We start from the raw sequence: 25,917 nt of genomic DNA on the forward strand, positions 1-25,917 counted from the left end.
TCAATCCTTACTCCCCCGCAAAACACAATTAATAGTATTTCTTAAGACTTGTTCTCAGACAGCTGCGCCGGTATTTTCTTGACGCCCGTTCTGATGAAGTTCTGCAAGTAAACCATCCTTCTCAAGCCACAACTCCGACACCCACTGTTGAAATTCGCTGCGAAATTGCTCGTCATTCAAATAGTCGCGACTTAAAAAGCGCTGCGCGATGGTCTGTTTTTCTACCCGCACCACAACATGCTTAACGCGGCCAGACAGAAAATGCCAAAAACTGCGGTCGTCACTGGGGTAGTAAATAGTGAGGTTGAGCATAGTGTGCAATTGCTCACCCATTGCACCCAGTACAAAGCCGGCGCCCCCGGCCTTAGGTTTTAACAAGTACTGGTAAGGCGATTGCTGATGTTGATGCTTGGCAGGAGTGTAGCGCGTACCCTCTAAGAAATTAAACACGGTAACTGGCGTGTATTTAAACTTTTCGCAGGCTTTCCGCGTTGTTTCCAAGTCCTTGCCCTTTAGTGCGGGGTTCTTGGCAATCTCTGCGGCAGAGTAGCGCTTCATAAACGGAAAATCTAAGGCCCACCAAGCCAAACCAATAACCGGCACCCATATCAACTGCTGTTTAAGGAAAAACTTGAGCATGGGTATTTTGCGAAATAAGACTTTTTGCGCGACCAAAATGTCGGCCCAAGACTGGTGATTACAGGTCACAAAATACCAATCCTGAAGGCTTAAATCCTCGACACCCTCAATATCCCAATGAATATCATTAACAACATCGAGCAACACATTATTAAAGCCCACCCATAAATTAGCGATTTCAATTGATACCACCGTACACCAGCGCCGCCACGGAGCAATTGGAATCAATAACTTAAGCACCGCCACCAACAGCAGGAAGGGTACCAATACTAAGGTAGAGCAAATAATGAGCAGCATGGTCAGGCAGCCGCGCAGCCAGTGGGGAAGAAAATTCAGCATGAGTTCTTATCTGTTATCAACATGGATACCGCCATTGTAACGCATGAACACATTCTTGCAGAGCATTGACTTGTTCCCCGCGAATAATGCTCTTATCACGTACGTTGCACGATAATCGCGAGCGTAGCCGCCAATAATGCCCAGCGTATCGAGCATACTTTGCGACGAATTCAAAACTAAGAGGGTCTATTGCGTATTGGTCTTTGCACCTTGGCCTAGGGCTTGCTAGTTTTAATGAGCGGGCTAGATGCCCGAGCATTAGATCCGACACATCATTAGCCATACATTACCACTACAGGCGCACCATGAGCTTCAAAATTCGCTTTGGCCAGCAAGGCTACCATTTTGCCGATTTAAAGACCCTGCTGGCCAAAGCGAGTCCCGCGCGCTCGGGTGATTATCTGGCGGGACTTGCCGCCACCAGCCACGAGGAGCGAGTCGCCGCGCAGTGGGCGCTCGCTGATTTACCGCTTCGGCACTTTCTGAATGAATTGCTTATTCCCTATGAGAGTGATGAGATCACTCGACTTATTGTCGACAGCCATGATCTAGTCGCCTTTGCGCCGGTGGCCCATTTAACGGTTGGCGGCTTTCGCGATTGGTTATTATCGGACGCCGCCGACACTGCGGCCATAACCGCCCTCGCGCCGGGTTTAATGCCCGAAATGGTGGCTGCGGTCAGCAAACTGATGCGGGTCCAAGATTTAATAGTGGTCGCTAAAAAATGTGAAGTAATCACTTACTTTCGAAATACCATTGGCTTAAATGGCCACTTTTCAACGCGCCTGCAACCAAACCACCCCACCGATAATGAAGCGGGCATAGCGGCCAGTCTCATCGACGGCCTGCTCTATGCCAGCGGCGACGCCGTCATTGGCATCAACCCCGCCTCAGACAATACCCAAACTGTGGGTAGATTACTGGGCCTGCTAGACGAATTCATTCAGCGCTTTGAAATTCCCACGCAAGCCTGTGTGCTGACCCATGTAAGCACTACCTTAGAATTGATGAATCGGGGCGCGCCGGTGGATTTAGTCTTTCAATCCATTGCAGGTAGCGAAGCGGCCAATAGCAGTTTTGGCATTAATATTTCCATGCTCCGCGAAGCCCATAATGCAGCTCAGGCACTGGGGCGAGGCACAGTCGGGAATAACGTGATGTATTTCGAAACAGGGCAGGGTAGCGCGCTGTCGGCCAATGCCCATCACGGTGTCGATCAGCAAACTATCGAGACCCGCGCCTACGGGCTAGCCAGAGCATTTTCGCCGCTGCTAGTGAATACCGTGGTCGGCTTTATCGGCCCTGAGTATCTGTATAACGGCAAACAGATTATTCGCGCCGGCTTAGAAGATCATTTCTGCGGAAAATTGCTGGGGCTGCCGATGGGTTGTGATATTTGCTACACCAATCACGCCGAGGCAGATCAGGATGATATGGACATGTTACTGGTGCAATTTGCCTTGGCCGGAGGTAGCTTTATTATGGGCGTGCCAGGTGGCGACGATATTATGCTGAATTACCAAAGTACCTCTTTTCACGACGCCCTCGCTATTCGCAGACTCCTAAAGCTGCCACCCGCGCCAGAGTTTTTCCATTGGCTAAAAAATACCGACATTATGGATGCCGAGGGCAACTTACTGTGCGGACCGCATTTGCCGGCCGTTTTTGCCAAGGCACTGAACTTTGCGGAGGCTAGCCATGGACAGTAGCGCTAGTGACCATTGGAGCGCCCTGCGAGAATACACCAGCGCGCGAATTGCCCTGGGGCGAGCCGGGGTCGCCACCAATACCTCAGTAAACCTTCGGTTTCAGCTCGATCACGCCAAAGCCCGAGACGCAGTGCTGCAAGCTCTAGATGTGAACACGCTAGCCGACGACTGCGCCACTATGCTGGCCAATAGCAATGGCGATCAGCACAAGCAACTATTTCCTGCTATGCAGCTGTGCAGCCTTGCTGAGGATCGTCATTGCTATTTACAGCGCCCAGATTTGGGGCGTCAACTGCCAGAAACGCAGTGGCAGGCCTTAGCAGAGCACGCCGCGACCCGTGCGCCCATCGACGTAGCCCTAATTATTGGCGACGGTTTGTCCTCTGTCGCCATCAGCACCCACGCGGCTCCGGTTTTAGCTGCACTGACTAGCGGCTTGGCTGAACTTGGCTTGCAGCTTGGGCCGCTGTGTATTGCGCGTCAGGCCCGAGTTGCGCTGGCCGATGATATTGGCGAAGCCCTCGGCGCGAAACTGACTGTTATCCTCATTGGTGAACGTCCAGGCTTAAGCTCGCCAGACAGCCTTGGCTTGTATATTACACACTCACCAAAACGCGGGCGCTCAGACGCCGAGCGCAATTGCATCTCAAATATTCGCGGGGCGGGTATGAGCTACCAACACGCGGTGAATACCGCCTTATACCTAATACGCAATGCACTGGCCAAAGGATATAGCGGCATCAACTTAAAAGACGATTCCGCAACCCTAAGTACGGATGTTATCGGCGTGCCTTTCCTCAAATAAGCTGATATATCAAGTTGTTGGCTTAAGTTTTGACCATTTAACGTCAGTACCACTACCGTTGGTAGTGGTAAGCCCGTATGTAATAGTGACGCAGGTCTCGCCACAATATTGGTCTAAGTAAATAGTGCTTAATAGTGTCGTCGCCAAAAAAACGGCTATCAACACATGGTGAGCTTTTTTCACGGCTATACTGAAATTCAGAATCGCGGCATTTTCGTATTACGAACATAAGGCGTAATCTGGTGCTAATAATGGATGATTGGCTGTAAACACCATACTGAGGTGATTTATGATTGCTCCTGAAATTCCTGAGAATGAAGTCGAGCGCCTAAAAACACTTCGTGCCGTAAATATATTGAACACACCTTTTGAAGCGCGCTTTGATCGCCTGACTCGGATGGCAAAACGCCTTTTTGATGTGCCAATAGTCGCGATTAGCCTTGTTGATAAAAACCGGCAATGGTTTAAATCTGCTGTCGGTTTAGATGTGCGTGAAACACCTAGAGATATTTCTTTTTGTGGCCACGCCATTCTAAAGGACGACATCATGCTGGTACCCGATACTAGTAAAGATGAGCGTTTTTTTGATAACCCGTTGGTGGCCGGTGGCCCCAATATCGGATTTTATGCTGGCTGCCCAGTGCGCGCACTGGATGGCCAAATTTTAGGCACATTGTGCATAATCGATACCAAACCACGAGCCATGTCGAGGGAAGACTTGGATATGTTTCGCGATCTAGCGCAGATAGTTGAAGCTGAAATTGCTGTCGAAAATAAATATTTACCCCTTTAAACGACGCGTAGACGACTATATTGCAGAGGTGATTTGTGAAAGCCCCAAAGCTACCAGAAAATGAAAATGAGCGATTAGAAACCCTTCGTGCACTGGGTCTGTTAGACACGCCTATGGAAGAGCGCTTTGACCGCATTACCAGACTGGCACGGCGTTTATTCGACATTCCAATTGCTCTAGTAAGCCTAGTTGATGAGAATCGGCAATGGTTTAAATCCTGTATGGGCTTAGACGTGCGGGAGACGCCACGGGACATTTCTTTTTGTGGTCATGCCATTCTTGGCGACGACGTGATGGTGGTAGAAAACGCAGGCACCGATGCGCGTTTCTCCGACAATCCCCTAGTAGCTGGTGATCCCAACATTGGCTTTTATGCGGGCTACCCTATCCACGCCAGCAATGGGCAAGCAATTGGCACCTTGTGTTTAATTGACACCAAACCACGAAATTTATGCGCAGAAGAATTAGAAATATTTCGTGATTTAGCTTTGATTGTCGAGCGCGAAATTACCGCAGTGGAACTCGCTACCCTCGACGAATTAACCAGTATCAGTAATCGACGCGGATTTTTAATGCTCGCGGAGCACGGTTTAAATATGTGCGTGCGCCGTAATCTGCCAGCATCGCTGATGGTTCTCGATATTGATAAATTTAAAGCGATAAATGAAACCTTTGGTCGGCGCGAGGGCGATCGTGCGCTGCGCAGCTTTACCGAACAAATGAAAAATAATCTGCGCGCCTCCGACCTATTTGCACGCATTAGCGGAAATGAATTTGTTATACTGCTAACCAATACCGAATTGGCCCAAGCCATGCAAGTAATGACTGACTTTACCGACATATTGAGCGAATTTAATAACCGCGTTTGTAGAGGCTATGATCTGGCTTTTTCCTACGGTGTAGTTGATTTTAACGCCAGCAAACACTCCACCGTTGAAAAAATGCTCAGCGATGCCGACATCATTATGTACGACCAAAAGAAACAAAAACGCTATTCTCAACGCCGCGCAGAAAAAGTCTAAAGCATCGCCCTCTCCCGCCAACAAGGTAGTGGCGGAAACTCCTATCCTTACACTGAATGGCTGTATTCCACTAGCCGCCGGCGTTACTATTCGTAAAATACCGCATGCACACCCTACGGTGAACAACTAAAGAGCGGTACCACGAAGGAGTGACGAAGTGAGTAACATTCAATACCCCCTAGAAGGCTCCTGCCAGTGCGGCAATATTCGCTATCAATTATTAGCTCCGCCCTTAAAAATTATGGCCTGTCACTGCAAAGAGTGCCAAAAGCTGTCGACCAGCGCCTTTAGTATTACCGCTTTGATCAATGCAGATACACTTATTGTGCAAGGGGAATTGGCCCAGTGGGAGCGCCTTGCCGAAAGCGGCAATAAAAACTACGCCAAGTTTTGTCCACACTGCGGCAATCGAATTTATCACTTTAATCCCGATCAGCCGGCGACGATTAAACTCAAGGCGGCCAGCCTCGACGACACCCGTATTCTCAAACCCGAAGCGCATATTTGGGTTTGTCAAAAACAAGACTGGTACCAGATTCCTGAAGGGGTAGCCCAGTTCGACAAACAGCCCTAGGCTTAACGACAGAGAGGCTGAAAGTCATGTTGTATCGTTTTCACCACGGCGATAATTAGAAACTTAAATTTTGGGTCACGGCACCACATGCCGGACACATCGCAAGTCCTCCCTGGGAGCTTTAACAGCATAAGCCTGCGACATCATGTCGCATTGCTGTTGGCCGTTTAATCTCTAGAATGTGCAGCTCAAATTTGAGGTGCACATGTCAATTTCCTTCCCACGCTGTTTATTACTCGGCACTGCGCTCGTAAACTTATCGGCTTTTGCCGAGCACTCGACGCTTGAAACGGTTTTAGTTACTGCAACACGCGCACCTCAGCACTTGGCAGACGTTGCCGCCAGCGTGGGCGTTTTAGACCAAGCGACCATCGAAGCACTCAATCCCAGCCATGCCAGCGAATTGATGAACCGCATTCCCGGCGTCAATATTGTACAGCTCGGCTCTGGCGGCGAAGGCGTGGCCGCGGCCATACGCCAACCCGTGTCTTACAACCCTGTTTATCTGTATTTAGAAAACGGTGTGCCCACGCGTTCTGCGGGATTTTTTAACCACAACGCCCTCTATGAGGTAAACACCGCCTTGGCTAATGGGGTAGAAATTATAAAAGGCCCCGGTTCAGCGCTGTACGGCTCCGATGCCATGGGCGCGGTCATTAATAGCCTGGTTGGTCAGCCCGCAACAGAAGACCGCAGCACAATCACACTTGAAGCCGGTGAATTTGATCATTACCGCAGTCAGTTACGAGCCGCTCGTGTTAGCGACCACAATAGTTACACCGCTAATGTGTCGGTGGGCAAAAACGGTAGCTGGCGAGACAATAACGACAGCGAGCGCCAAGAGTTGGTGTTGGGCTGGTTTCGCCAGCTCGATTCCGCGTGGCAGGTTAACACCGTGTTGAGCGCCAGCAAGGTCGCCATGGCCACCGGCGGCTCGGCGCTGAGTTTGGCCGACTTCTATAGCCAGCCAGAAAAAGCCGGCAATACCATTGGCTACCGCGATGTGAGCGCGCTGCGGCTGTCTTCGGCATTTGAGTTTAGTGGCGACGATCACAGCCTTAGTATTACACCGTTTATTCGCAGCAATGCTCTTACCTATGTGGCAACGTGGGCCTTAAACACCGGTCGCGTGCAGCCCGCGCCAGCGTGGTGCCCGAGTTGTTCACCCGCGCTAGACTCTCAAGACGCCCATATTAATGAAGACGGCCACGACTCCATCGGCGTACTGCTGAACTATCGCCAAGACCTCTCTGAGTACAGCTTCGTCATTAGTGGCGTAGACATAGATCGCAGCCGCGGCGAACAAACCCAGTTTTATATTGAGCGCACAGACAATGACCCCGGCCAGTATTGGTTAAGCTACCAAAAAGCGGGGCGTTTATACGATTACACCGTTGATTACCTCTCGGTATCGCCGTATATCCACGCCGAGAGTCAGTTGACTGAGCGGCTGCGGGGCAGCGCGGGCCTGCGTTACGACGCGATTGCCTACGACTATCAAGACAATATTGCCAGCGCCCCCCAAGATCCTGGGCACTTGCGACCGCTAGATCAAAGCTTAGATTTTGAGCACCTAAGTCCAAAACTGGGATTGGTTTACGATTTCTCAGACTCCATCAACGGTTACACATCATACCGCCACGCGTTTCGTATTCCCTCGGCTTCACAACTATTTCGTGCTGGCGACACCGCCGATTCCACCGCCTTGGCGCCAGTAACAGCCGACAGCATTGAATTTGGCCTGCGAGGTAATTTAGATGCCGCCAGCCGCTTTGATCTGGCGGTGTATTACATGCGCAAACAAGATGAAATTTTATCGATAGCCGATCCGCAAACCGGCACTAGGCGCAATGCCAATGCCGGGGAAACCTCCCATCGCGGTATTGAATTAGGACTGGAGCGAGATATTAGCGAACGACTGGATATAGGCCTTGCCTACACGCGCTCCAAACATCGTTATGAAGAGTGGATTGACCGCAGTGGCGATTACAGCGGCAATACCATGCCAGACGCGCCAGAAAGCTTCATCAATGCGCGGCTCAATTACCGCCCTGAACTGTTAAACGGCGGTTATATCGAGTTTGAGTGGTTGCGCCAAGGTGAGCATTGGCTGGATGAAAAAAATGATAATGACGGTATCGCGGGAGATCGGGATAAATACGACGGCCACAACTTGCTGAATATTCACGCCGAATATCAGCTCAATGCCCAGCTGAGTTTTTATACCCGCATTTATAATGTGACCGACCGCCGGTACGCGGAAACCACCAGCAAATACGGCCCCGCATTTACCCCAGGCAGCCCCCGTTTGGCGACCATTGGTATGCGGGTGGACCTGTAATGACGGCCAACCAAACGCGTCCAAATAAACTTATTGCCATACTGCTGCGCTGGCACGCGCGGGTCGGCATGGTGGTCGGCCTAGCCATAATTGGCTGGGGATTGAGCGGGCTATCGCATCCGATTATTTCGCGCATCCAGCCGGTTGCCGACGCCTTTATTTACAAGCTAGACGCGCTACCCACGGCAGATTTACTCACGGTGGCCCAAGCGGCAGATCGCGCAGGTATTACTGGCAACGCTTCGGCGCTGCGCTTGCTCGCGTGGCAGGGTCGGCCTTGCTATCGCCTCGTTGTGGCCGGCGAGCCGGTATGGCTAGATGCCCGCAGCGGCGAGATTATTGAGCAGGGCGAATCCGATTACGCGGTACACCTTGCTAGGCATTATTTGGGGGATCAGCACAGCGCCATCCGCTCCGTTCAGTTGCAAACCGATTTTGATGAAGACTATGTTTACGTAAATCGCTTGCTGCCGGTGTGGCGGGTAAATTTTGCGCGAGACGACGGCATGCGGGTTTATGTGGATACCGCCAGCGACCGCCTCGGCACGGTAGTGAATAACACCAAGGCCCTTACCAGCGCGTTTTTTCGCAATGTTCACTCTTGGGTTTTTATTGAAAACACCAATTTACGCTTAAGCATAATGACTACCTGCCTGCTTGGCGGGGGGCTAATCGCCCTTGCTGGCCTTGTGCAATATTACCTGCAGTGGCGGGCCAATCGCGGCTGGCGGCAGCGCTCGCGCTTATTGCGTCTGCACCGCAGCCTTGGCCTCACTGTGGCAATAACGGCGGTCACGTTTACTGGCAGCGGTTTATACCATTTATGGCAAAAGCAATTTGTGGCAAGCGCTGCGACGGTATCGCCAATGACCGCGCCGCTTGTTAGCCTAAATTTAGATTGGTCTGCCCAAGGCGCCAGCGTGGTTCAGGCCGACCTAGTGAATATCGGCGACGACTATTACTTTCGGGTTTGGCCAGGCGGTGAATTGGCATACCGCAGCGCCGTGAACGGTGAACTACTGGCCAACGGCGAGGCAATTCACGCCCAAGCGATTGCACAAGCTTATATGCCAGTGGCGGCGCCGCTATTGGCAATGCGCACCGTAACGGCCTTTGCCGATGAATACGGCTTTGTGAACAAACGCCTGCCCGTGATTGCCCTCGATTACGACAATGCCGAGCACCTTAGTGTGTATGTAGAGCCGCGCAGTGGCGCCTTGGCCGCAGTGGTTCGCGACAGTGATCGCCTTGAAGGCCTGAGCTTTTCAGTGCTGCATAAATGGCATTTTATAGATGGCTTGGGCCGCACCGCCCGAGACAGTATTTCGGCGCTCTTTGCCGCGGGCATCGCGCTGGTGTTTGCCCTGGGTATGATCATGTATCTGCGTCGGGCCCTTCGCCGGCGCAAGTAAAACCCGCCGTTAATGTTTCGGGCTTGAAAAAGCCCGCCGCAACAGTCAGGCTGCTCTCACAAACAAAATGACGAGACCAACCATGGCCAGAAAATCCATAGACCTCCCCGAGCGCTTTCTATTCACCACCGAATACGTGGTTTTGTACTCTGACGTAAATGTGGCCAACCATCTCGCCGCCGATCGCATTCCCTCCATCGCCATTGAAGCCCAACTGCGCTTTATTATTGCCTTGGGTTATGAGCACGCCACTGCATTTGAAGAGGCGGGCTTAATTATGGCCCACTCGGAAATTTCCTATCTCACCGAGACTGATTACGGCGATCGCTTAGAAATAGACGTAACCGCCTGTAACTTCACCACCAAGAGCTTTGATCTGGTGTTTAGATTACGCAATTTAAGCAAAGGCACCGAAACCGCACGCCTAAAAAATACCATGCTGTTTTTCGATTACACGACAAAATCTGTCTGCCCTGTGCCAGCGAGTTTTAAGGCTAAAGTGGCAAACATGTGACCCAAGCTTGCAGACAAGCGCAAGCGTATACGAGGCTAACAGCGTGCAAATAAAAACGGCAATCAGCTTACTGGCGGTGGGGCTATTACTCAGCTTTGCCACTCAGGCCGAGGTATCATCACCCACCGGCCCCCTGCCTAAGTGGGAGTTGGGCGCTGGCGTGGCAGGCTTGAGCCTGCCCGACTACCCTGGCGCAGATCAGAGCAGCAGCTATGTACTGCCCTTTCCCTACATAATTTATCGCGGTGAGCGCATCAAGGCTAATCGAGACGGCCTGCGCGGCCTGCTAATTGAACATCGCCGCTGGGATTTAGATATTTCCGTCGGTGGCAGCCTGCCAGTCAATAGCAGCGACAACGACGCCCGCGCCGGCATGGAGAGCCTCGACTTTAGCTTTGAACTTGGGCCATCGCTGCGCTTTAAATTCTACGATACGCCAAGCCAAAATCTGCAATTACGCTTCAATTTACGGGCCTTGCTCGCCGTGGATGGTTTTCCGGCCTTCAACTACGAAGGCTGGCTGTTTAACCCCGAATTGCGCTGGCGGCAGCACCTAACCGACTCGCTAACCTGGGGCGCAAGCCTACAGATGCGCTATGGCAGCGACGACTATCACCAGTATTTTTACGGTGTGGCAAACCGTTTTGCCACCGCCAGCCGGCCAGCCTATCAAGCGGAAGAGGGTTACAATAGCAGCGGGTTTGGGCTTAATTTGCGCTGGCTTGCCAATGCCGACTGGCGACTCAATGTGGCCGCTGCCTATATTGATTTACACGATGCCAGCTTTAACGGCAGCCCCTTATTTAAGCAAAACAATGGTGTGTATTTTGGCTTGTCGGTATCGCGTATTTTATGGCGGGCAAGCACGCGGGTAGGGGCTGACCCAAGCGACTGAGCCCAGCTGAACTGCCCGCGTGATTGGGCTACAATAGCCGGCTTAGTACCTGCACCAGCCGCTAGTTAATCTTGGAAATCCGGTTTTATGCCCCACTCAACATCCCCAACTGCCGTCGTTATTGGCGGCGGCCCCGCGGGTTTAATGGCCGCCGAGCAGTTGAGCGCAGCGGGGCATGTGGTGGCGGTGTACGACAGTATGCCAACCGTGGGGCGCAAGTTTTTACGGGCCGGTATTGGCGGCCTCAATCTCACCCACAATGAAGCTTGGCCAGACTTTGTCGCCCGCTTTGGCGACCGCGCGCCGCTATTGCAACCCTGCCTAGATGCCTTTAATGCCGATGCGCTGCGCGAGTGGGCGGCGGGCTTAGGCGTCGAAACATTTGTTGGCAGCTCAGGGCGGGTATTCCCCATCGAAAAGAAGGCCGCGCCCTTACTGCGCCGCTGGCTGCAAAAACTGCGCGCCAGCGGGGTGAAAATTCATCACCGCCACCACTGGCAGGGTTGGAGTGAAGAGGGCGCGCTGCTCATCCAAGGGCCAGAACATACGCTAAGCCTTAACCCAGACATCACCGTATTCGCCTTGGGCGGCGGCAGCTGGTCGGCATTGGGTTCCACCGGCCAGTGGCTAAATCTATTTGAGCAACGCGGTATTCAATGTGCGCCGTGGCGACCTAGCAACTGTGGTTTTGAATACCCTTGGCGCCCCGAGTTTATTGCCGAGCACAGTGGCGCGCCCCTCAAAACCATTGAAATTAGTGTGACTGACCACAAAGGTCGGCGCTGGCAGCAGCGGGGCGACGCCGTTATTTCTGCCTACGGTATCGAGGGCGGGCCAGTGTATGGGGTGTCGGCGGCCATTCGCGACGGTATTGCCGAGCGCGGGGAATGCACGATGTACTGGGATCTAGACCCCGACCGCAGCCTAGAAAAATTACAACAAGCCATTGCCAAGCGCCGCCCCAAAGACTCCCTCGCCAATGTGCTGCGCAAGCAATGTGGTTTGTCTGGCGCCAAGCTGGCACTGCTAAAAACCCTCACCAGCAAGGCGCAAATGGCAGATATTGATGCCATCCCCGCCTTAATCAAAGCCCTGCCGCAAACCTTCAACAGGACCCGCAGTTTAGACGAGGCAATTAGCACGGCGGGCGGGCTGTGTTTCAGCGAATTAGATGAGTATTTCATGATCAAGAAGCTACCAGGCAGCTACTGCGTAGGGGAAATGCTCGACTGGGAAGCGCCGACTGGCGGCTACTTATTAACGGCTTGTTTTGCCAGTGGCCGCTGGGCCGGCCGAGCAGCGAGTGGAAAATTCGCACGTGCATAAACACGCCGCTACGCACCGCGTATTCATTTTATAAAACGGAGACCTTAACATGGCGATGATCGAATTTTCACCCGCAGAAAAAGACCTCATAATCGATAAGGTCCAGCGCTATTTTGTGGCTGAATTAGATCAGGATATTGGCAAGTTCGACGCAGAGTTTCTCATCGACTTTTTTTCAGAAGAGGTCGGTGCGTATTTCTACAATCGCGGCTTGAACGATGCAAAGATGGTGTTAGAAGCTAAGTTAGCGTCAATATCCGATGACTTGTATGAGATTGAAAAACCCACCAGCTTTGTTCGCTAGTTTTATACCTTGCCAATTACTACTCGCAAGACACTTCCAAACAAAAACCCCAGACAAAAAAAAGAGCGCTCAAATGAGCGCTCAAATATACCTAGAGTAGGAGACTTCAAATGATTAGAGGGAGCCTATGCTAGAAAGTTCAGCCGCGGAGGGCGCAAACCAATAACTTCCGCTAACAGGTGTGGAAAAATCGGTTAAATGGTCGTGAATACCGTCGTCTGTGCAGCCAAACATACTGGCTAAAATGCGGTCAAATCGCTGAATATCGCAGCTAAAAGCCAGAAAATACAAGCCATGTTCTAGCACACCACCGTAGGGCACGCTGCGCCGATACAATTTTTGGGCCTCACCATTTATTTTCACATCACTGCGGCTAACATGGGAGTTTTCGGGCATACGCTCGTCGTCAAGCTCAATACTGTCGGGCTTGGTGCGGCCAATCACCTCTTCCTGCTGGCTTTGGCTAAGGGCGTGAAAACTGGCCAGATTGTGTATCCACTGCTGACTCATCACAAAGCTGCCGCCAGCGCCCACTTCGCCCTCAGGAATCAGAGCTACTAACTGCTGACCGCGACCTTTGGGGTTTTCGGTGCCATCAATAAAACCCGACAAATCGCGGGAGTCTTTATACAGAAAACCAATTTTCTCAAGGCATAAGCTCGCCACCGCGGCCAGTGCCGAGCTGATAGCCATCGCCGCGTCAAAATTGGCACTGTGATTATTGCCGTGTAACCACAGTAAAATACTGTGCTGAGTAGCTGGGGCAAGTCGCTGGCCGCTGCCAATAGTCGCAAAGGGTTTCAGTGCGCTAGGCACGCAGGCAGGGGCAAGCTGTTGCCAGCAATCTGCACCAAAGGCCCAAACGCTGTTGACCTCGTCGCTAAGTGGCAGCGCAATGGCCTTGGCTAGGGTAGAACGCAACTGCTGTTCACTTAGCCCTTCAATGAGCTGGTATTCCAGAAAGAAGTGCGAGGCAGCTCCCTCTATAAAAATACCTGCTTGCGGTTCTGACATACGCAGTCTCCTATTTTGTTTATGCTTATCGCCATACTTTTTAGTATTAAGCCTATTTATGAACATGACAAACACGTCATCAACAATGCTTGTTAGTAGCTTAGTGCGGATTTACACTGAGCGGCCTTTTTATGCTCCGCAGAGGATGCCATTTTGACCGCATCGTTAGAACAAAGATTGGCATTTTTCGCAGAAGAACCCAAGCAGCACTTACTGCGCCAAATCCTGCGCGGTATCGAGAAGGAAAGCCTGCGCGCCGACCCCGACGGCATGTTAGCGCAAACGGGGCATCCCGCTGCCTTTGGCTCGGCGCTATGTCACCCCTCTATCACCACCGACTTCTCGGAAGCGCTACTTGAATTTATCACCCCGGTCAGCCCCTCTATTGACGAGACCCTTGGCGAGCTGGATGCCATCCATCGCTTCGCCAATAGCGAACTCAACGATGAGATTATCTGGAATGCCAGTATGCCCTGCCGCTTGGGTAAAGGCGACGAGGCGATACCCGTAGCCCGCTACGGCAGCAGCAATACCGCGACCATGAAAACTCGTTACCGGCTGGGGCTTGGCCACCGCTACGGTCGCAAAATGCAGACCATTGCCGGCATTCACTACAATTTCTCGCTGCCTAAGTCACTGTGGGCCGAGCTGCACGCCGCCGATGACAGCGAGCTGCTGCTAGAAACTTATATTACCAATAGCTATTTCGGTTTAATCCGCAATTTCCGCCGTTACGCTTGGCTGCTGGTATATTTATTTGGCGCCGCGCCCGCCGTTTCCCGCTGTTTTTTAAACGGTCGCCCACATAAATTGCAAGCCTGTGGTGAGTACACCCTTTACGGGCCCCACGCCACCTCACTGCGGATGGGCGATTTGGGCTACCAAAGTGATGCCCAGCAAAACCTCAATATTTGCTATAACCACCTCGACTTCTATGTAGAAACGCTGCGCAAGGGTATTACCACATCACACCCCGACTACGAAAAGATTCCGCAGAACGAACAGCTGTCGAGCGGCTTGCTGCAGATAGAAAATGAATTTTACAGCCCGATTCGCCCCAAGCGCGTCACCCAAAGCGGCGAAATTCCAATTGGCGCACTGCGCCGCGCCGGTGTTGAGTATATTGAGGTGCGCTGTTTAGACGTAAATCCAATGCTGCCACTGGGTATCAACGCCGAACAAATTCGCTTTATCGACGCCTTTTTACTGTTCTGCCTATACCAAGACAGCCCGCCCTGCGACGACGATAACAACGCTGAAATCAGCGCTAATTTATTAGAAGTAGTTAACCGCGGCCGAGAGCCTGACCTCCAATTAAGCCAGCACGGTCAGCCCCGCGCGCTACAGGATTGGGCCGAGGAATTGATTGGCGACATCAGTAAAATCGCTGCGCAATTAGACACTGCTCACCGCAGCTCAGACTACACTGCGAGCTGTGAACAGCAACTGGCCAAAGTCCACGATTCGGCGCTCACGCCATCGGCGCAGATCGTTGCCGAACTCGAGAATGGCGTGGAGTCCTACTACCACTACGCCATGGCACAGTCGCAAATCCACGCCAAAGATTTCCGCGAGCGCGGCCTCCGCCAAGCCGAAAGTGTCCGCTTTAAACGCCTGCAGGAGCAGTCGCTCGCTGCCCAAGCAAAACTGGAAGCAGAGCAAGCTGGCGAAGATTTTGAGGATTACCTTGCCCGCTTCTACGAGCAATATAAAGAGCTGTGAACTATCTCGCCCATTTCCTGCTCGCTGATCAGCTAGCCCAACGCTGCCAACTAGATGAGCAGGGCTTGTTAATAGGCGGGCTATTAGGCGACTTTGTAAAAGGCCCACTGCGTGGCGACTACCCCAGCGCGTGGGAAACAGGAATTCGCCTACATCGGCGCATCGATGCCCTAACCGACAGCCACCCGCTGGTAACCGAGTGCTTAGACGCGCTGCCCAAAGACTATCGTCGCTTTGGCGGCATCATGCTCGATGTGTGTTTTGATCACTGCCTCAGTATTAACTGGCATGACTTTCATCACCAGAGCATTGGGACCTTTAACGCCCAAAGTTATGCCAACTTGCTCGACAACAGCAGCGCCTATCCCAAGGCGGCCAAGCGCCAAATTCAATTTTTTGCCGAATACGATGTACTGAGTAAAATGCACAACTGGCCTAATATTGAAGCCATGCTCGGCCGTATTGGCCAGCGGGTGAAACGCGACAACCCACTAGGCCACTGTGGCCCAGAATTGGCACGACTGCTGCCTTTAATCGAGCAGCAGTTCAAGGCATTATACCCAAGCTTAAGCGCCCAATTATGCGACGAGTTCGCTACGCGCTAGCACTAAACACCACGACTAAGGTCGGACTTGTCAGTTTTTGAATATTCCCCTACTGTAAGGCGCTCACGGAGAGACTCACTATGCCACTCACACCCCGCTGGATTTACGCGTTTATTGTATCCAGTTGCAGCGCGCTATTGGGCTACGCGCTATATACCCAGTATTTCGACGGGCTGCACCCATGCCCGCTGTGCATCACCCAGCGCGCATTTTTTGTTTTAACCGCGCTCGTTGCGCTTGTTGCGCTCATTATTAATCCCCATCAAAAAGGTCGCTATCTCAGCGCCGGTTTAATGGCGTTATTTACGACCCTAGGCGGTGCCGTAGCCTACCGGCAAGTGTGGCTACAAAGCCTGCCCGCCGACCAAGCGCCAGCCTGCGGCCCGAGCCTTGAATATATGTTTGCCAACCTACCCTTTAGTGAAGCCTTTAGTACGCTCATGATTGGCGACGGCAATTGCGCAGAAATTGTGTGGACTCTATTTGGCCTAAGCATGCCCAACTGGTCTTTATTTGCCTTTATCGGGCTAGCCTTGTGCGCTATAGCCAGCGCACTGCCGATGGTTAAGCGCTGATGCTGGCAGGTTTACTCACCTTACTCGGCTGCCAACTGGCGGGCGAGTTTTTACAGCGTGCGCTAAACCTGCCCTTACCCGGCCCCGTGCTTGGCATGCTGATATTATTTGGCGGGCTGTGCCTGCGCGGCAGCGTACCCAAGGATTTAGAAGCGGGCAGCCAACGCTTAATTGAATTACTACCCTTATTATTGATGGCGCCAGCGGCGGGGGTGTTTTTTCTTGGCGCTAGCTTTGCCGATCAGTGGCCGGGCTTTATCGCCGCAGTCAGCCTTGGCACTGTTTGTACACTGGTATTCTGCGGTTTGCTAATTCGTTTTTTACAGCGCCGAAATAGCCGCCCATGATCGACTTATTCCACGGCCCGCTGTTTGCGATCACCCTGACCTTATTGGCATATCAAGGCGCCATGTTTCTGTACTTGCGCAGCGGCCGCGCTGCGATTTTACACCCCACTATTAGCGGCGCCAGCCTCATCGCCATTGCCCTAATATTGCTCGGCCAGGACTACCACGCCTATTACAGCAATATAGATTGGCTAACCTTTTTACTGGGCCCAGCCACCGTGGCACTGGCAGTCCCGCTCTATCGGCAATTGCATTTACTGCGCAATATGGCGGGGCCGCTGCTAATTACGGTTAGCGTTGGCGCTGTTTTTGCCTCGGTATCGGCGCTGCTATTAGCGTGGTTATTCGGCGCCAATCAAAGTACTTTACTGTCGCTGACCACCAAATCAATTACCACACCCATTGCGATCACGGTGACCCAAGATATTGGCGGCATTACCACCATCGCGGTGGCCTCGGTAATCTTAACCGGTGTGGTCGGGATCACCACCATTACGTGGTTATTCAATAAATTGGATATTCAAGACGATCGCCTGTGGGGGTTTTGTTTGGGTTTAGCGGCCCACGCCATTGGCACTTCGCGGGCGTTTGAACGCAGCCCCGTCGCGGGGGCATTTTCGAGTTTGGCGCTGTGTTTAACTGGTACCTTTACCGCTGTGTTTGTGCCCATTGCTGCGCGCTGGTTTTTATAATTCGCGCATAATAATACTTACTGTCACGAGCTAGCCTTTAATAACTAAAGGTCAGCGGCTCGCTATTATCGCTTTTCACTGTCACCGGCAGCCGGAAGTCTGCGGGCATTTTTTTCACAGTATAACGCTGGCCACGAACAGCATGCTTATACGTGAAATAGCTGTCGCTTAAAGATTCGATGGCATAGGCATCATAGTGATCAGCATTTGTTGCATCAGCGGGTTTCATTCCCGTAACCGTCACCCAGCCTCGGAATATGCGGAAATAGATACCGCCAGATACCCCCCAAAAGCCGACTTCAGACTGAGAGCGCACATCACCGTTCTTGGCAATAAACCGGAAGTCGACGCGATAGGTACCATCCGCCGAGCGTTCAGTAAGCCACTCTTTTTGGCCACCGTTGGCGGTTTTACGAATGCCATACCATTTGCCTAACAACATATTACGGCTATTACTGGTGGCAAATTTTTGCGCTGGTGTGGGCACATCTGCTTGAACGTCTTCCGCAAGCGTCTGTACGTGGGCCTCTAAATTAATCGGCTGCGAGGTTTGCGGTTTATTGGCTTTAAACTGACTACAACCCGCCAGCAATACCGACAACACACCGAAATAAAGCGCTTGTTTCATGTAAAAACCATTCCCAAATACGACCAATACGGCCGCTAAATAGCCAATTAAACACCCACGCCCTGTTTCGGGCTTACCCAAACGCTTAAATTTCTTCCAATACCAGCAAACGCTGATGAGCAGGGAAATACAGCGCCGTCGCGATCGCGCATTCTACCCCAGTTGCCCGTAAAGCTTGTGCATAAATTCGCATTTTTGCACTATATCTTTCCGCTTGCGCGTCTAAAAACGCGTCGACGCTGCCACGGCTACTGGCTGTTTTATAATCCACAATCCAGCAGCGCCCATCGTCGATAAAAACGCGGTCTAAAATTAGGGTCTGCCACTGACCACCAAGCATACGGCGAATGGTCTGCTCGCTGTCCTGCCATTGGTAGCTCGCCAATATCCACTGACCCTTGGGGCAGCTGAGCGTATTGTTTAATAAACTCAGCACCCGCTCAACGCTATCTTGTAACGCCGGTTCCGGGTGACAGTGATGGCGCAGACGCTGAATAACTCCCTGCCGTAAACGGCTTTCGTCTGCCGTCCAACTCGCGCTATCGCCACCGCGGCCAAGCCGCTCCATCAGTTCATGAAACACAATACCGACTGCGCGGTCTTCAATATTATCTTCCAACACCGCGTTCTCGGTTTGCCGCTGAGCGCGTTGCAAGGGCGACGCCACCGGCTCTGGCGGCTGCCACGCGGGGCGAAGCTCAACACGGTAGTCTCGCAAACGCGGCGCCAGCGGCACCCGCATTGGCGCTACAACGTCGTCTTGCTCAATAATGTCGGCACGTTCAAAGGCATCACCGACGCTATGCCACAAGCGCGCCAGTACGCTGCCGGATTTGGCCGCCACATCGCCTTTACTGTTTATTTGGCAAACCCCAAACAAATGTAGCTCACGCTTGGCGCGGGTCAAGGCCACATAAATTAGCCTGTCCATTTCCTCGTCTAGGGCGCGGCGCTGGCTCTCGCTCATATAGTTATAGAGTTTGTCTGCTGCCTTATCACCATTATTGCGCTGGGGCTTGGGGGCGAAAATCATATGGCCCCGCAGGCGCTGCCACGCCAATAGGTCGCGGTCGGCATTGCGGCCCGCGGATCCCAAACCGGGCAGGATTACTACGTCGAATTCCAGACCCTTGGATTTATGAACCGTCATTAATTCGATGTGGTTGCTAGGCGGCGCGGCGTATAAACGCGCTAAAGCGCGCTCGAGCCCCTGAATATCTTCCAGTAAACCCGCAGGGGCGTAGTCGTCTAAAAGCCGCAGCACCCGATCGATATCACTTTGCTGATGGGCTTCGATACAGGCGGGGCCACCCAGTAAATGCCACGCACTGCGCAGCGCCCAGCGCAGGTCGCGACTTTCGGGGCAACTCTCCAACCACTGCATGGTGCTGCGCAAGCGGTTCACCGCGAGCTGGCCGTCCTCACTGAGCTGGGCGGCTAAGGCCTCGTCCATAATGGCATCACGGAGTAGGCCAGTGCCGTCACGCAATTGCAGCACGTCGTCCCAGCTCAAACCCACAAAGGGCGCGCGCAACACGCTGGCCCACGCCACATCGTCGGCCTCGTGCCACAGCGCCCGCAGCAGGGCCATAAAATCCATTACCGCGGGCGTGGTGCCAAGACTGTCGATGTCTTGACCAGAAAAACCCAAATCCGCCGCTTTGAGCGCCGGAATAATCTGTTTTAAATGGCTGCGACTGCGAACCAGAATCGCCACCGACGACGCCTTGCCGACCTCGGCATCCCGAGCCTGTAAAGCGACAAGATAATCAGCGATCTGCTTGGCCTCTGCCAGTGCTGCACCTGCCTTGCCATCCACGCCCTTGGCCAACACCTGGGGATGAATTTTCACCAAGCCTGCATTGCTACGCTGGGGCAGGGCCGCTTCGTAATGACGGCCACGGTCGGTAAACAAAATTTTAAAGGCGTCGTTCACCCAGTTAACCAAATCGGGTGAGGAGCGGAAATTGGCCTTAAGCTGCAAAGGCACAAGGGTTTTTCCGGCAAAGCTACCACGCTGCATAAGTTCGTCAAACAAACTCACCAAACTGCCCCGAAATGCGTAGATAGATTGCTGTAAATCGCCACAGAAAAACACACTGCGGCCGTCGCGTTCTTCCCAGCCCTGACATAGGGCCTCAAGTAATTCGATTTGGCTCACCGAGGTGTCTTGCATCTCGTCCACCAAAATGTGGCGAACACGATCTTCTACTAATAGCGCATCGCCAATGGCTTCGCCGTGTTCAATAGCGCCTTCGCTGCTTAACGCAATAATCGCGCGCTGGGCGATTTCGGCAAAATCGACACCGCCCTTGCGCTCAAAGCTGAGCCGTAAATGCGCCAGTAAATAGGCAAGGGCAAGACGGAAATGACCAACCAGTTCACGGCTGCTATCAGGGAAATACGGTGGCGGCAAATTGGCGATGCAGGCGAGGCGTTCGGATACCTGCGCAAACTGATCGGTGTCTTCGAGGTTTTTCAACCAGGCCTTGGCCTCGCTGGTGCCTGGCTGACCAGCTTTGAGTCCGGCGTAGTTCAAAGAGCGCGGCTTATACAACTCACCCTTGCCGCTGAGCATGGTGCTCGCCAAGGTTTGAATTATCTCAAAATCATCCAAGCCCAAATCGTCAGCTGAGCGCAGATCTGCCGCCCAGGCATGGGCTTCATTACTGCCAGAAGATTCGATAAAACCGCGAATTAATTGATCGATGTTTAAGGCCTGCAACGCTTCCCAAGCGGGTTCAAACTGACTGGCTACTTCCTCGGCAAGCGCCTGCTCCATGGCATCTATATCGCCACTGAGCACGTCCTTTAGCCACTGATCGCGCTTAGACAGCAGCGCGGCAAGCAAGGGCAATAGGGTTTCTATACGGTTGCTGCCATAGGCCAATAAACTCTGCAGGGCCTCGGCCAAGGCGGGCGGGCAATTGGCCGCGTCCATTTGCCTAAACAGGCTGAGTATCGCCTCCCGATAAAGGGCGTCAGCATCGCTAAGCGGCGCGGCGGCGCCCAAACCCGACAGCAAGGGCAGGCGGCGCACCAAGCTGCCGCAAAAACTATCGAAGGTTGTTATACGCAGGCGGGCGCTGTTCTCTAGCAGGGACCAATGTTGGGCAGCGTCGTGGGCCAACACCTGATTCACGGCATCCTGAATATCTTCTTCAAAGCCTGAGCTAGGCGGCTCGCTACTATCACCGCTCTGGGACTTGGCGCCGGCTTGCAGGGCGTGGATAACCCGCTCTTTAATTTCACCTGCCGCTTTATTCGTAAAGGTGATGGCGACCACTTTTTCTGGCTGGTCGACGGTGAGCAGGCAGCGCAAATAGCGCAGCAGCAACACGCCGGTTTTACCGGAGCCAGCAGGAGCGCGTACCAATACTGAGTGGCTGGGGTCAACGGCAAGCTCGCGCTGATCTTGGTCCGGCGGACGCGGAAAATTGCTCATTCGGCATCCTCCTGTTCGACGGTATCGCGCAGCAGGGGCAGTAAAAATTGACTAAAACTGCGGCCGTAATTCTGGCTGTAATCATGCTGGATATTGCCAGCCAAAATGCCTTCGGCCATGCCTTGCAGTGCGGTTGACCACGCATCGAGTTCCGCCTGCCATTTATCGGGGCTGTCTACGTCATTGTCTTTGTCTGGGCGTTTTGCAATCACGCTATTGGCCCAATTACTGCGCATATGAATGGCTAAGTCCTCTGGGCTTTTAAGCTGGGCGAGCATGACACCGTCGATATGCAGTGAGTCCTTAGTTTCATCTCCCGACTGCACCAAGGCATAAATCGGTAACTGGGGTTCGGTCAGGCTATCGACATTAAGTGAGCGGCCATTAATACTGCCGGTTTTATAGTCGATCACCAGATGCTTGCCGCCAACATTATCAATGCGATCCATGCGCAGGCGCAGGGGGATACCCGCTAATTTGGTTTCAATTAATTGCTCAACCGCGATCACTTCAAAATATTGCAGGCGCTGTTTTTCTTTTTCTTCTAACCAGCTGCACACCAAGCGAATCACGCGCTCTTTTTCAATATTTAATAAGGATTCGCCAAAGCGGGCGACGCTAAACTCTGGGCCTGCTAATGCCTGTTCACAGCAGCTGCGCACGGCGGCCTCTAGCTGCACGCTATTTAGAGCATCGAGAGCCGCCTTGTTTCTTAAACGCTCCCAAACATGCTGCATGGTGTCGTGAACCAAAATGCCCTGTACCCGATGATCTAAACCTTCGGCGGGCTGGGGGAACTCCCGCAGATTTAAGCGGTATTTTAAAAACGCGAAAAACGGACTGCTGGCGTATTCCTTGAACAGGCCGGTGCCGCCGCGAATACTGTCGCGCTGGGCAGGATCAATCGCCCGCACATCATCGCTGGCAGGTGTAAGCACTTGGCCGCTGGCTTGGTAGCGATTGCCAATCTCTCGCTGCTCGTCGTCCTGCCACTGAGGCAGCAGTGAACAGAGGCCTTGGGGACTGCCGACTTCGCTCTCGCGGCAGTGGCTAATTTTTACCAGCGGCGCCGAGGCTAATAAACTATTGAGCAAGGCGCGGTCGCGCTGCAAACACAGGCTGGGATCGCTGTCTTCTAGCCCCGCTCGCTGCTGTAATTCCAGTGGCAAAAATGGCGAGGGTTCAACCCGGCGCGGCAGGGCGCCGTCATCAAGACCCATAATCCACACTGCGTCAAAGCGCAGGCCGAGAGCATCGTCGTATTGCATAATTCGCACAGGGCAAGCCCAGTCGCGACTGACTGAAAAGCGTTTGGTACTGAGAATATGTTGCAGCCAAGACAGGGCGCTGTCGTGGCTCACCGGCCCCAGTTGTCGGTCGAGGGCGCGAAACACATCCATGGCCTGACTAAAACCTCGGCGGCATTGTTCCACCACGGGGTCGTCATCATCGGCATTGGGCCAGCCCGCACTGAGCAGCAACTGGTCAAAAAATCGCACCCACTCCGAGGGCAATTGCGCGCTCGGCATAGTCTTGAGCTGGGCGGCTAAATGGTGAAGAAAATCACTGACCTGCGGCTCGTCTTGCTCGATCTTTTTTGCCAAGGCCAGCGCGCTTTTGAGGGTGGTCTCTGGGCCGAGGCGATCTCGCCAACGCAAATCTAGCCGCGCCCGCACGCTGCGCGCCGCTGGCCAACCGCGCACAAAACGCGAGCGCAGCACGCGGCTAAATTGCTCTAGTGGCAATGCCTTAGAAGCGAGTGAGATCAAATCCCACGCTGATTTAATCAGCGGGTAAGACAAGAGTGTTTCGCTGCCATCAAACAGCCAAGGTTCACGGGTCTGAGTGTTTGCCGCCGGAAACAGGCCGCTGGGATAAAGCTGACGTTGCAATACCGCCTGCAATACCGGCTGGTATTGATTTATATCTGGCACCAATACCGCGAGCAATTTCTTGCTGTGTTCGCCCTCTGCGCTCAGGTAATCTCCCAACCACGCGGTGAGCGCTTCGCACTCTTGCTCTAATTGCGCAGCAGATTGAAAAAGCGGGGTGGCGCTAAAGCCGTCGATTGTCAGTTGTTTAATCGACAGTACTTCAGCGCACTGCTCAATAAAATGCCGTGGCGCAGGACTCAGACTTAACTCCGTGCTCAAAATTAATTGATCGGGCAGGTCTAGGCAGCCCCCAGCTAACATGGGCAATAAGGCCGCCGGCAATTGCTGGGCACTCAAGGCCTGTTGTTCGTCTAGCTTTGCCTGCAAATCTTGCTGCCAATGGTGAAAAGCTTGGTACTCTTGGGAAAATAAATAATATTCGCGGTCGCCGCTCAGGCGGTACTGAGCGTGGAGCTGAAAAGCGTCTACAAACTGGCGGGCAATCGCCATGCTATTCAGGCAGTTGTCTGGAAAGTAATCGCTGGATTCAATAATATCTCTGGCCAAGGCCAGCAGTTGAATAGGGCGCAGCACTTGCTTAGCCGGAAAACTGGCATCCCATAACTCGGCAAACCACTGATCCAAGGGCATCACCGTAATGGTTTCGATAAATGCCTGATCGTGACTGCCCCGCAGCTGGGCGATGCGCTCACGGCATTGGCGAGCGCTGGCGTCGCTGGGCATCAGCACCACACTGCGACCAGCAAAGGTCAGTAATTCCGCTATGTTGAGCTGTTCCAAATGCGCGTCCCTTCTCATTAGCGAGCCTTAATTTTAGCCGCTAATGATAACGCACTCGCCCAGCGAAAACCTGAGTGACTTTAGCGTATTCGCTCTGGCAGGTTCCTCATTAATCCTTCTAGCGTGGGGCCAAAAGGTCAAGTTAGTGCTACGAATTAAGAATATGCTAACTATGGGCCGGTCATGTGTATCGACTTGCGCATTAAGCTGTATTTATATACAGTACACAGCAACCGATAAATACCGTTCAACAAGTAAACGAGGTGGAGTATGGCGGTAGTAGCGAAGTGGATGTGTGACAGGGACAATACTATGTTTGATAACAAAAAAGACGCTGACGCCTATGACAAAATGCTGGAACTGGCAGAAGGTTTTAGTGCTTTGTTACTGCAACACATTCCCAGTGTCGACGAAGCCCGGGCTGAGGAATTTGGTATTTTCCTAGCCAAAAACAAAGAAGCGGTGATGCAAGCTTGTAAAGGCAGGGTAGAGGCGCTGGAAGAAATAAACGGCGATGCCAGTCCAAGCAATGTTAGCCCGCTAAGCGCTCAAGCGTAATAACCACTCCCACGCTCATTGCTTACATTAAGCATTGAGCGCTAAACCGTGGCGGTGCTGGCTGGTTAAGCTGCACCACTGCGGGCTATTTTTTCCGGCTGTTTTTAATCAACTCATAGGCCGCCTGTATTTCCTGGGCTTTTTCGGTTGCCAATTTAAGCATGTCTTCGGGCACACCTTTGGCAATCAACTTGTCGGGATGATGTTGGCTCATTAATTTACGATAAGCGCGCTTTAATTCCGCGTCAGTCGCCGCCTCTGTTACCCCAATCGCCTGATAGGCCGCCTTTAACTCATTGCCACGACTGGCGCTCGATTGCTGCCCGCCGGCACCGCGACCATGAAACTGTCGCTGGGCCATCGCCATATCGAGTAAGCGCTGAAAGTCCCGCGCTGAAATCCCGATATAACCCGCCACTTTTAGCAAGATATCGCGCTCGGCCGCATCGACGTCGCCATCTGCAAGGGCCATGGTCAGCAATGCCTCTAAAAGCATTTGGCGCAGCAGCGGCTGGGATTTAGCGACCAGCATAAAGTCTGAAATCTGCGGTTCTAATTCAAAACTGTCGGCGATGCCTTCTTTAAAGCGGCTAATCGCTTCCTCGCGCCGCGCCCCAACTAAACCAAACTGGGCAATAATCGCTTCGGCCTGCGCCACCTCGGATTCACACACACGGCCATCAGCCTTGGCGACATGACCCATAACCCGAAATACAGTTTCAAATACAATACCCTGAATACGCTCGCGTTGAGCCCCGTAATTAAAGCCCATCGCCTGCTTTAGGCCGCGATCGAACATCATACCGACGCCAAAGCCCAATAGCGCAAAAAGGGGGCCGCCCATCAAATAACCCAAAAATGCGCCGATAAATTTTGCCATTGCCAATAATCCTTTCAAATCTGAGGGCCGATCATAGCAAGTCGTGATGGTCGGCGGCCAGAATCATCCTTAGCCTTAGCCCACAGCCTCGCAACTCTGTATA

At 52.8% G+C, this 25,917-nt stretch carries 23 protein-coding genes; 17 read left to right on the top strand and 6 right to left on the bottom strand.

Annotated elements, in window-relative coordinates; translation table 11 throughout:
• Positions 1–54: 54 nt before the first annotated feature.
• Positions 55–978, bottom strand: a complete 924-nt coding sequence (yihG, locus tag AB4876_RS03875; RefSeq protein WP_368380332.1) for a 1-acylglycerol-3-phosphate O-acyltransferase, YihG family — start codon at positions 976–978, stop codon at positions 55–57.
• Between the two features lie 305 nt (positions 979–1,283).
• Here yihG and AB4876_RS03880 point away from each other — a divergent pair, with 305 nt between their 5' ends.
• From AB4876_RS03880 to AB4876_RS03930, 11 genes are all read left to right on the top strand, one after another.
• Complete coding sequence (locus AB4876_RS03880) at positions 1,284–2,687, top strand: ethanolamine ammonia-lyase subunit EutB (RefSeq protein WP_368380333.1); 1,404 nt, start codon at positions 1,284–1,286, stop codon at positions 2,685–2,687.
• Positions 2,677–3,492, top strand: a complete 816-nt coding sequence (gene eutC / locus AB4876_RS03885) for an ethanolamine ammonia-lyase subunit EutC (RefSeq protein WP_368380334.1) — start codon at positions 2,677–2,679, stop codon at positions 3,490–3,492. Before AB4876_RS03880 ends, eutC begins: the two co-directional genes overlap by 11 nt.
• Positions 3,493–3,781: 289 nt before the next feature.
• Complete coding sequence (locus AB4876_RS03890) at positions 3,782–4,285, top strand: GAF domain-containing protein (protein WP_368380335.1); 504 nt, start codon at positions 3,782–3,784, stop codon at positions 4,283–4,285.
• 35 nt (positions 4,286–4,320) lie between these two features.
• Positions 4,321–5,307, top strand: coding sequence for a GGDEF domain-containing protein (locus AB4876_RS03895; RefSeq protein ID WP_368380336.1), 987 nt, complete (start codon positions 4,321–4,323; stop codon positions 5,305–5,307).
• Positions 5,308–5,464: 157 nt separating this feature from the next.
• Positions 5,465–5,881 (top strand): GFA family protein, encoded by a 417-nt coding sequence (locus AB4876_RS03900; RefSeq protein WP_301029958.1) that lies wholly within the window; start codon positions 5,465–5,467, stop codon positions 5,879–5,881.
• A gap of 205 nt (positions 5,882–6,086) precedes the next feature.
• Positions 6,087–8,222: a TonB-dependent receptor gene (locus tag AB4876_RS03905; protein ID WP_368380337.1), complete on the top strand. Its 2,136-nt coding sequence runs from the start codon at positions 6,087–6,089 to the stop codon at positions 8,220–8,222.
• Positions 8,222–9,634 carry a PepSY domain-containing protein gene (locus tag AB4876_RS03910; protein WP_368380338.1) on the top strand — a complete coding sequence of 471 codons (1,413 nt, stop codon included), beginning with the start codon at positions 8,222–8,224 and terminating at the stop codon, positions 9,632–9,634. The genes AB4876_RS03905 and AB4876_RS03910 overlap by 1 nt, the downstream gene beginning before the upstream one ends.
• Positions 9,635–9,716: 82 nt before the next feature.
• Entirely contained in the window at positions 9,717–10,148 is a 432-nt protein-coding gene (locus AB4876_RS03915; RefSeq protein ID WP_301029955.1) for a thioesterase family protein, read from the top strand.
• A gap of 43 nt (positions 10,149–10,191) precedes the next feature.
• The gene (locus AB4876_RS03920; RefSeq protein WP_368380339.1) at positions 10,192–11,043 is read left to right on the top strand and encodes a MipA/OmpV family protein; all 852 of its coding nucleotides are present in this window, start codon (positions 10,192–10,194) and stop codon (positions 11,041–11,043) included.
• Between the two features lie 87 nt (positions 11,044–11,130).
• Positions 11,131–12,369 (top strand): BaiN/RdsA family NAD(P)/FAD-dependent oxidoreductase, encoded by a 1,239-nt coding sequence (locus AB4876_RS03925; RefSeq protein WP_368380340.1) that lies wholly within the window; start codon positions 11,131–11,133, stop codon positions 12,367–12,369.
• Positions 12,370–12,418: 49 nt separating this feature from the next.
• Positions 12,419–12,673 (top strand): DUF2164 domain-containing protein, encoded by a 255-nt coding sequence (locus AB4876_RS03930; RefSeq protein WP_301029952.1) that lies wholly within the window; start codon positions 12,419–12,421, stop codon positions 12,671–12,673.
• Between the two features lie 114 nt (positions 12,674–12,787).
• Here the strand turns inward: AB4876_RS03930 and AB4876_RS03935 are convergent, their stop codons facing one another.
• Positions 12,788–13,687, bottom strand: a complete 900-nt coding sequence (locus AB4876_RS03935) for a Dyp-type peroxidase (RefSeq protein ID WP_368380341.1) — start codon at positions 13,685–13,687, stop codon at positions 12,788–12,790.
• 153 nt (positions 13,688–13,840) lie between these two features.
• On the opposite strand from AB4876_RS03935, the gene gshA reads away from it, so the two are divergent.
• The 5 genes from gshA (at position 13,841) to AB4876_RS03960 (ending at position 17,628) form a co-directional block, all read left to right on the top strand.
• Positions 13,841–15,409 carry a glutamate--cysteine ligase gene (gene gshA, locus AB4876_RS03940; protein ID WP_368380342.1) on the top strand — a complete coding sequence of 523 codons (1,569 nt, stop codon included), beginning with the start codon at positions 13,841–13,843 and terminating at the stop codon, positions 15,407–15,409.
• The gene (locus AB4876_RS03945; RefSeq protein ID WP_368380343.1) at positions 15,406–16,014 is read left to right on the top strand and encodes an acyl carrier protein phosphodiesterase; all 609 of its coding nucleotides are present in this window, start codon (positions 15,406–15,408) and stop codon (positions 16,012–16,014) included. The genes gshA and AB4876_RS03945 overlap by 4 nt, the downstream gene beginning before the upstream one ends.
• A gap of 80 nt (positions 16,015–16,094) precedes the next feature.
• Positions 16,095–16,589 (top strand): disulfide bond formation protein B, encoded by a 495-nt coding sequence (locus tag AB4876_RS03950; protein WP_368380344.1) that lies wholly within the window; start codon positions 16,095–16,097, stop codon positions 16,587–16,589.
• Positions 16,589–16,936, top strand: a complete 348-nt coding sequence (locus AB4876_RS03955; protein WP_368380345.1) for a CidA/LrgA family protein — start codon at positions 16,589–16,591, stop codon at positions 16,934–16,936. Before AB4876_RS03950 ends, AB4876_RS03955 begins: the two co-directional genes overlap by 1 nt.
• On the top strand, positions 16,933–17,628 hold the full coding sequence (locus AB4876_RS03960) for an LrgB family protein (RefSeq protein ID WP_368380346.1): 696 nt from the start codon (positions 16,933–16,935) through the stop codon (positions 17,626–17,628). Before AB4876_RS03955 ends, AB4876_RS03960 begins: the two co-directional genes overlap by 4 nt.
• A gap of 37 nt (positions 17,629–17,665) precedes the next feature.
• Here AB4876_RS03960 and AB4876_RS03965 read toward each other — a convergent pair whose 3' ends face one another.
• The 3 genes from AB4876_RS03965 to AB4876_RS03975 all read right to left on the bottom strand — a co-directional run bounded on the left by AB4876_RS03965 (position 17,666) and on the right by AB4876_RS03975 (position 24,394).
• Positions 17,666–18,256, bottom strand: coding sequence for a hypothetical protein (locus tag AB4876_RS03965; protein WP_368380347.1), 591 nt, complete (start codon positions 18,254–18,256; stop codon positions 17,666–17,668).
• Positions 18,257–18,341: 85 nt separating this feature from the next.
• A complete protein-coding gene (locus tag AB4876_RS03970) occupies positions 18,342–21,701 on the bottom strand; it encodes a UvrD-helicase domain-containing protein (RefSeq protein ID WP_368380348.1) in 3,360 nt (1,119 codons plus the stop codon).
• On the bottom strand, positions 21,698–24,394 hold the full coding sequence (locus AB4876_RS03975; RefSeq protein WP_368380349.1) for a PD-(D/E)XK nuclease family protein: 2,697 nt from the start codon (positions 24,392–24,394) through the stop codon (positions 21,698–21,700). The genes AB4876_RS03970 and AB4876_RS03975 overlap by 4 nt, the downstream gene beginning before the upstream one ends.
• A gap of 252 nt (positions 24,395–24,646) precedes the next feature.
• Between AB4876_RS03975 and AB4876_RS03980 the strand changes: the two genes are divergently transcribed.
• Positions 24,647–24,934, top strand: a complete 288-nt coding sequence (locus AB4876_RS03980; protein WP_368380350.1) for a YebG family protein — start codon at positions 24,647–24,649, stop codon at positions 24,932–24,934.
• Positions 24,935–25,019: 85 nt separating this feature from the next.
• On the opposite strand, the gene djlA is transcribed toward AB4876_RS03980, so the two are convergent.
• Positions 25,020–25,814, bottom strand: a complete 795-nt coding sequence (gene djlA / locus AB4876_RS03985; RefSeq protein WP_368380351.1) for a co-chaperone DjlA — start codon at positions 25,812–25,814, stop codon at positions 25,020–25,022.
• Positions 25,815–25,917: the final 103 nt, after the last annotated feature.

It is taken from the genome of Zhongshania guokunii (genome assembly GCF_040892635.1).
Classification (GTDB): domain Bacteria; phylum Pseudomonadota; class Gammaproteobacteria; order Pseudomonadales; family Spongiibacteraceae; genus Spongiibacter; species Spongiibacter guokunii.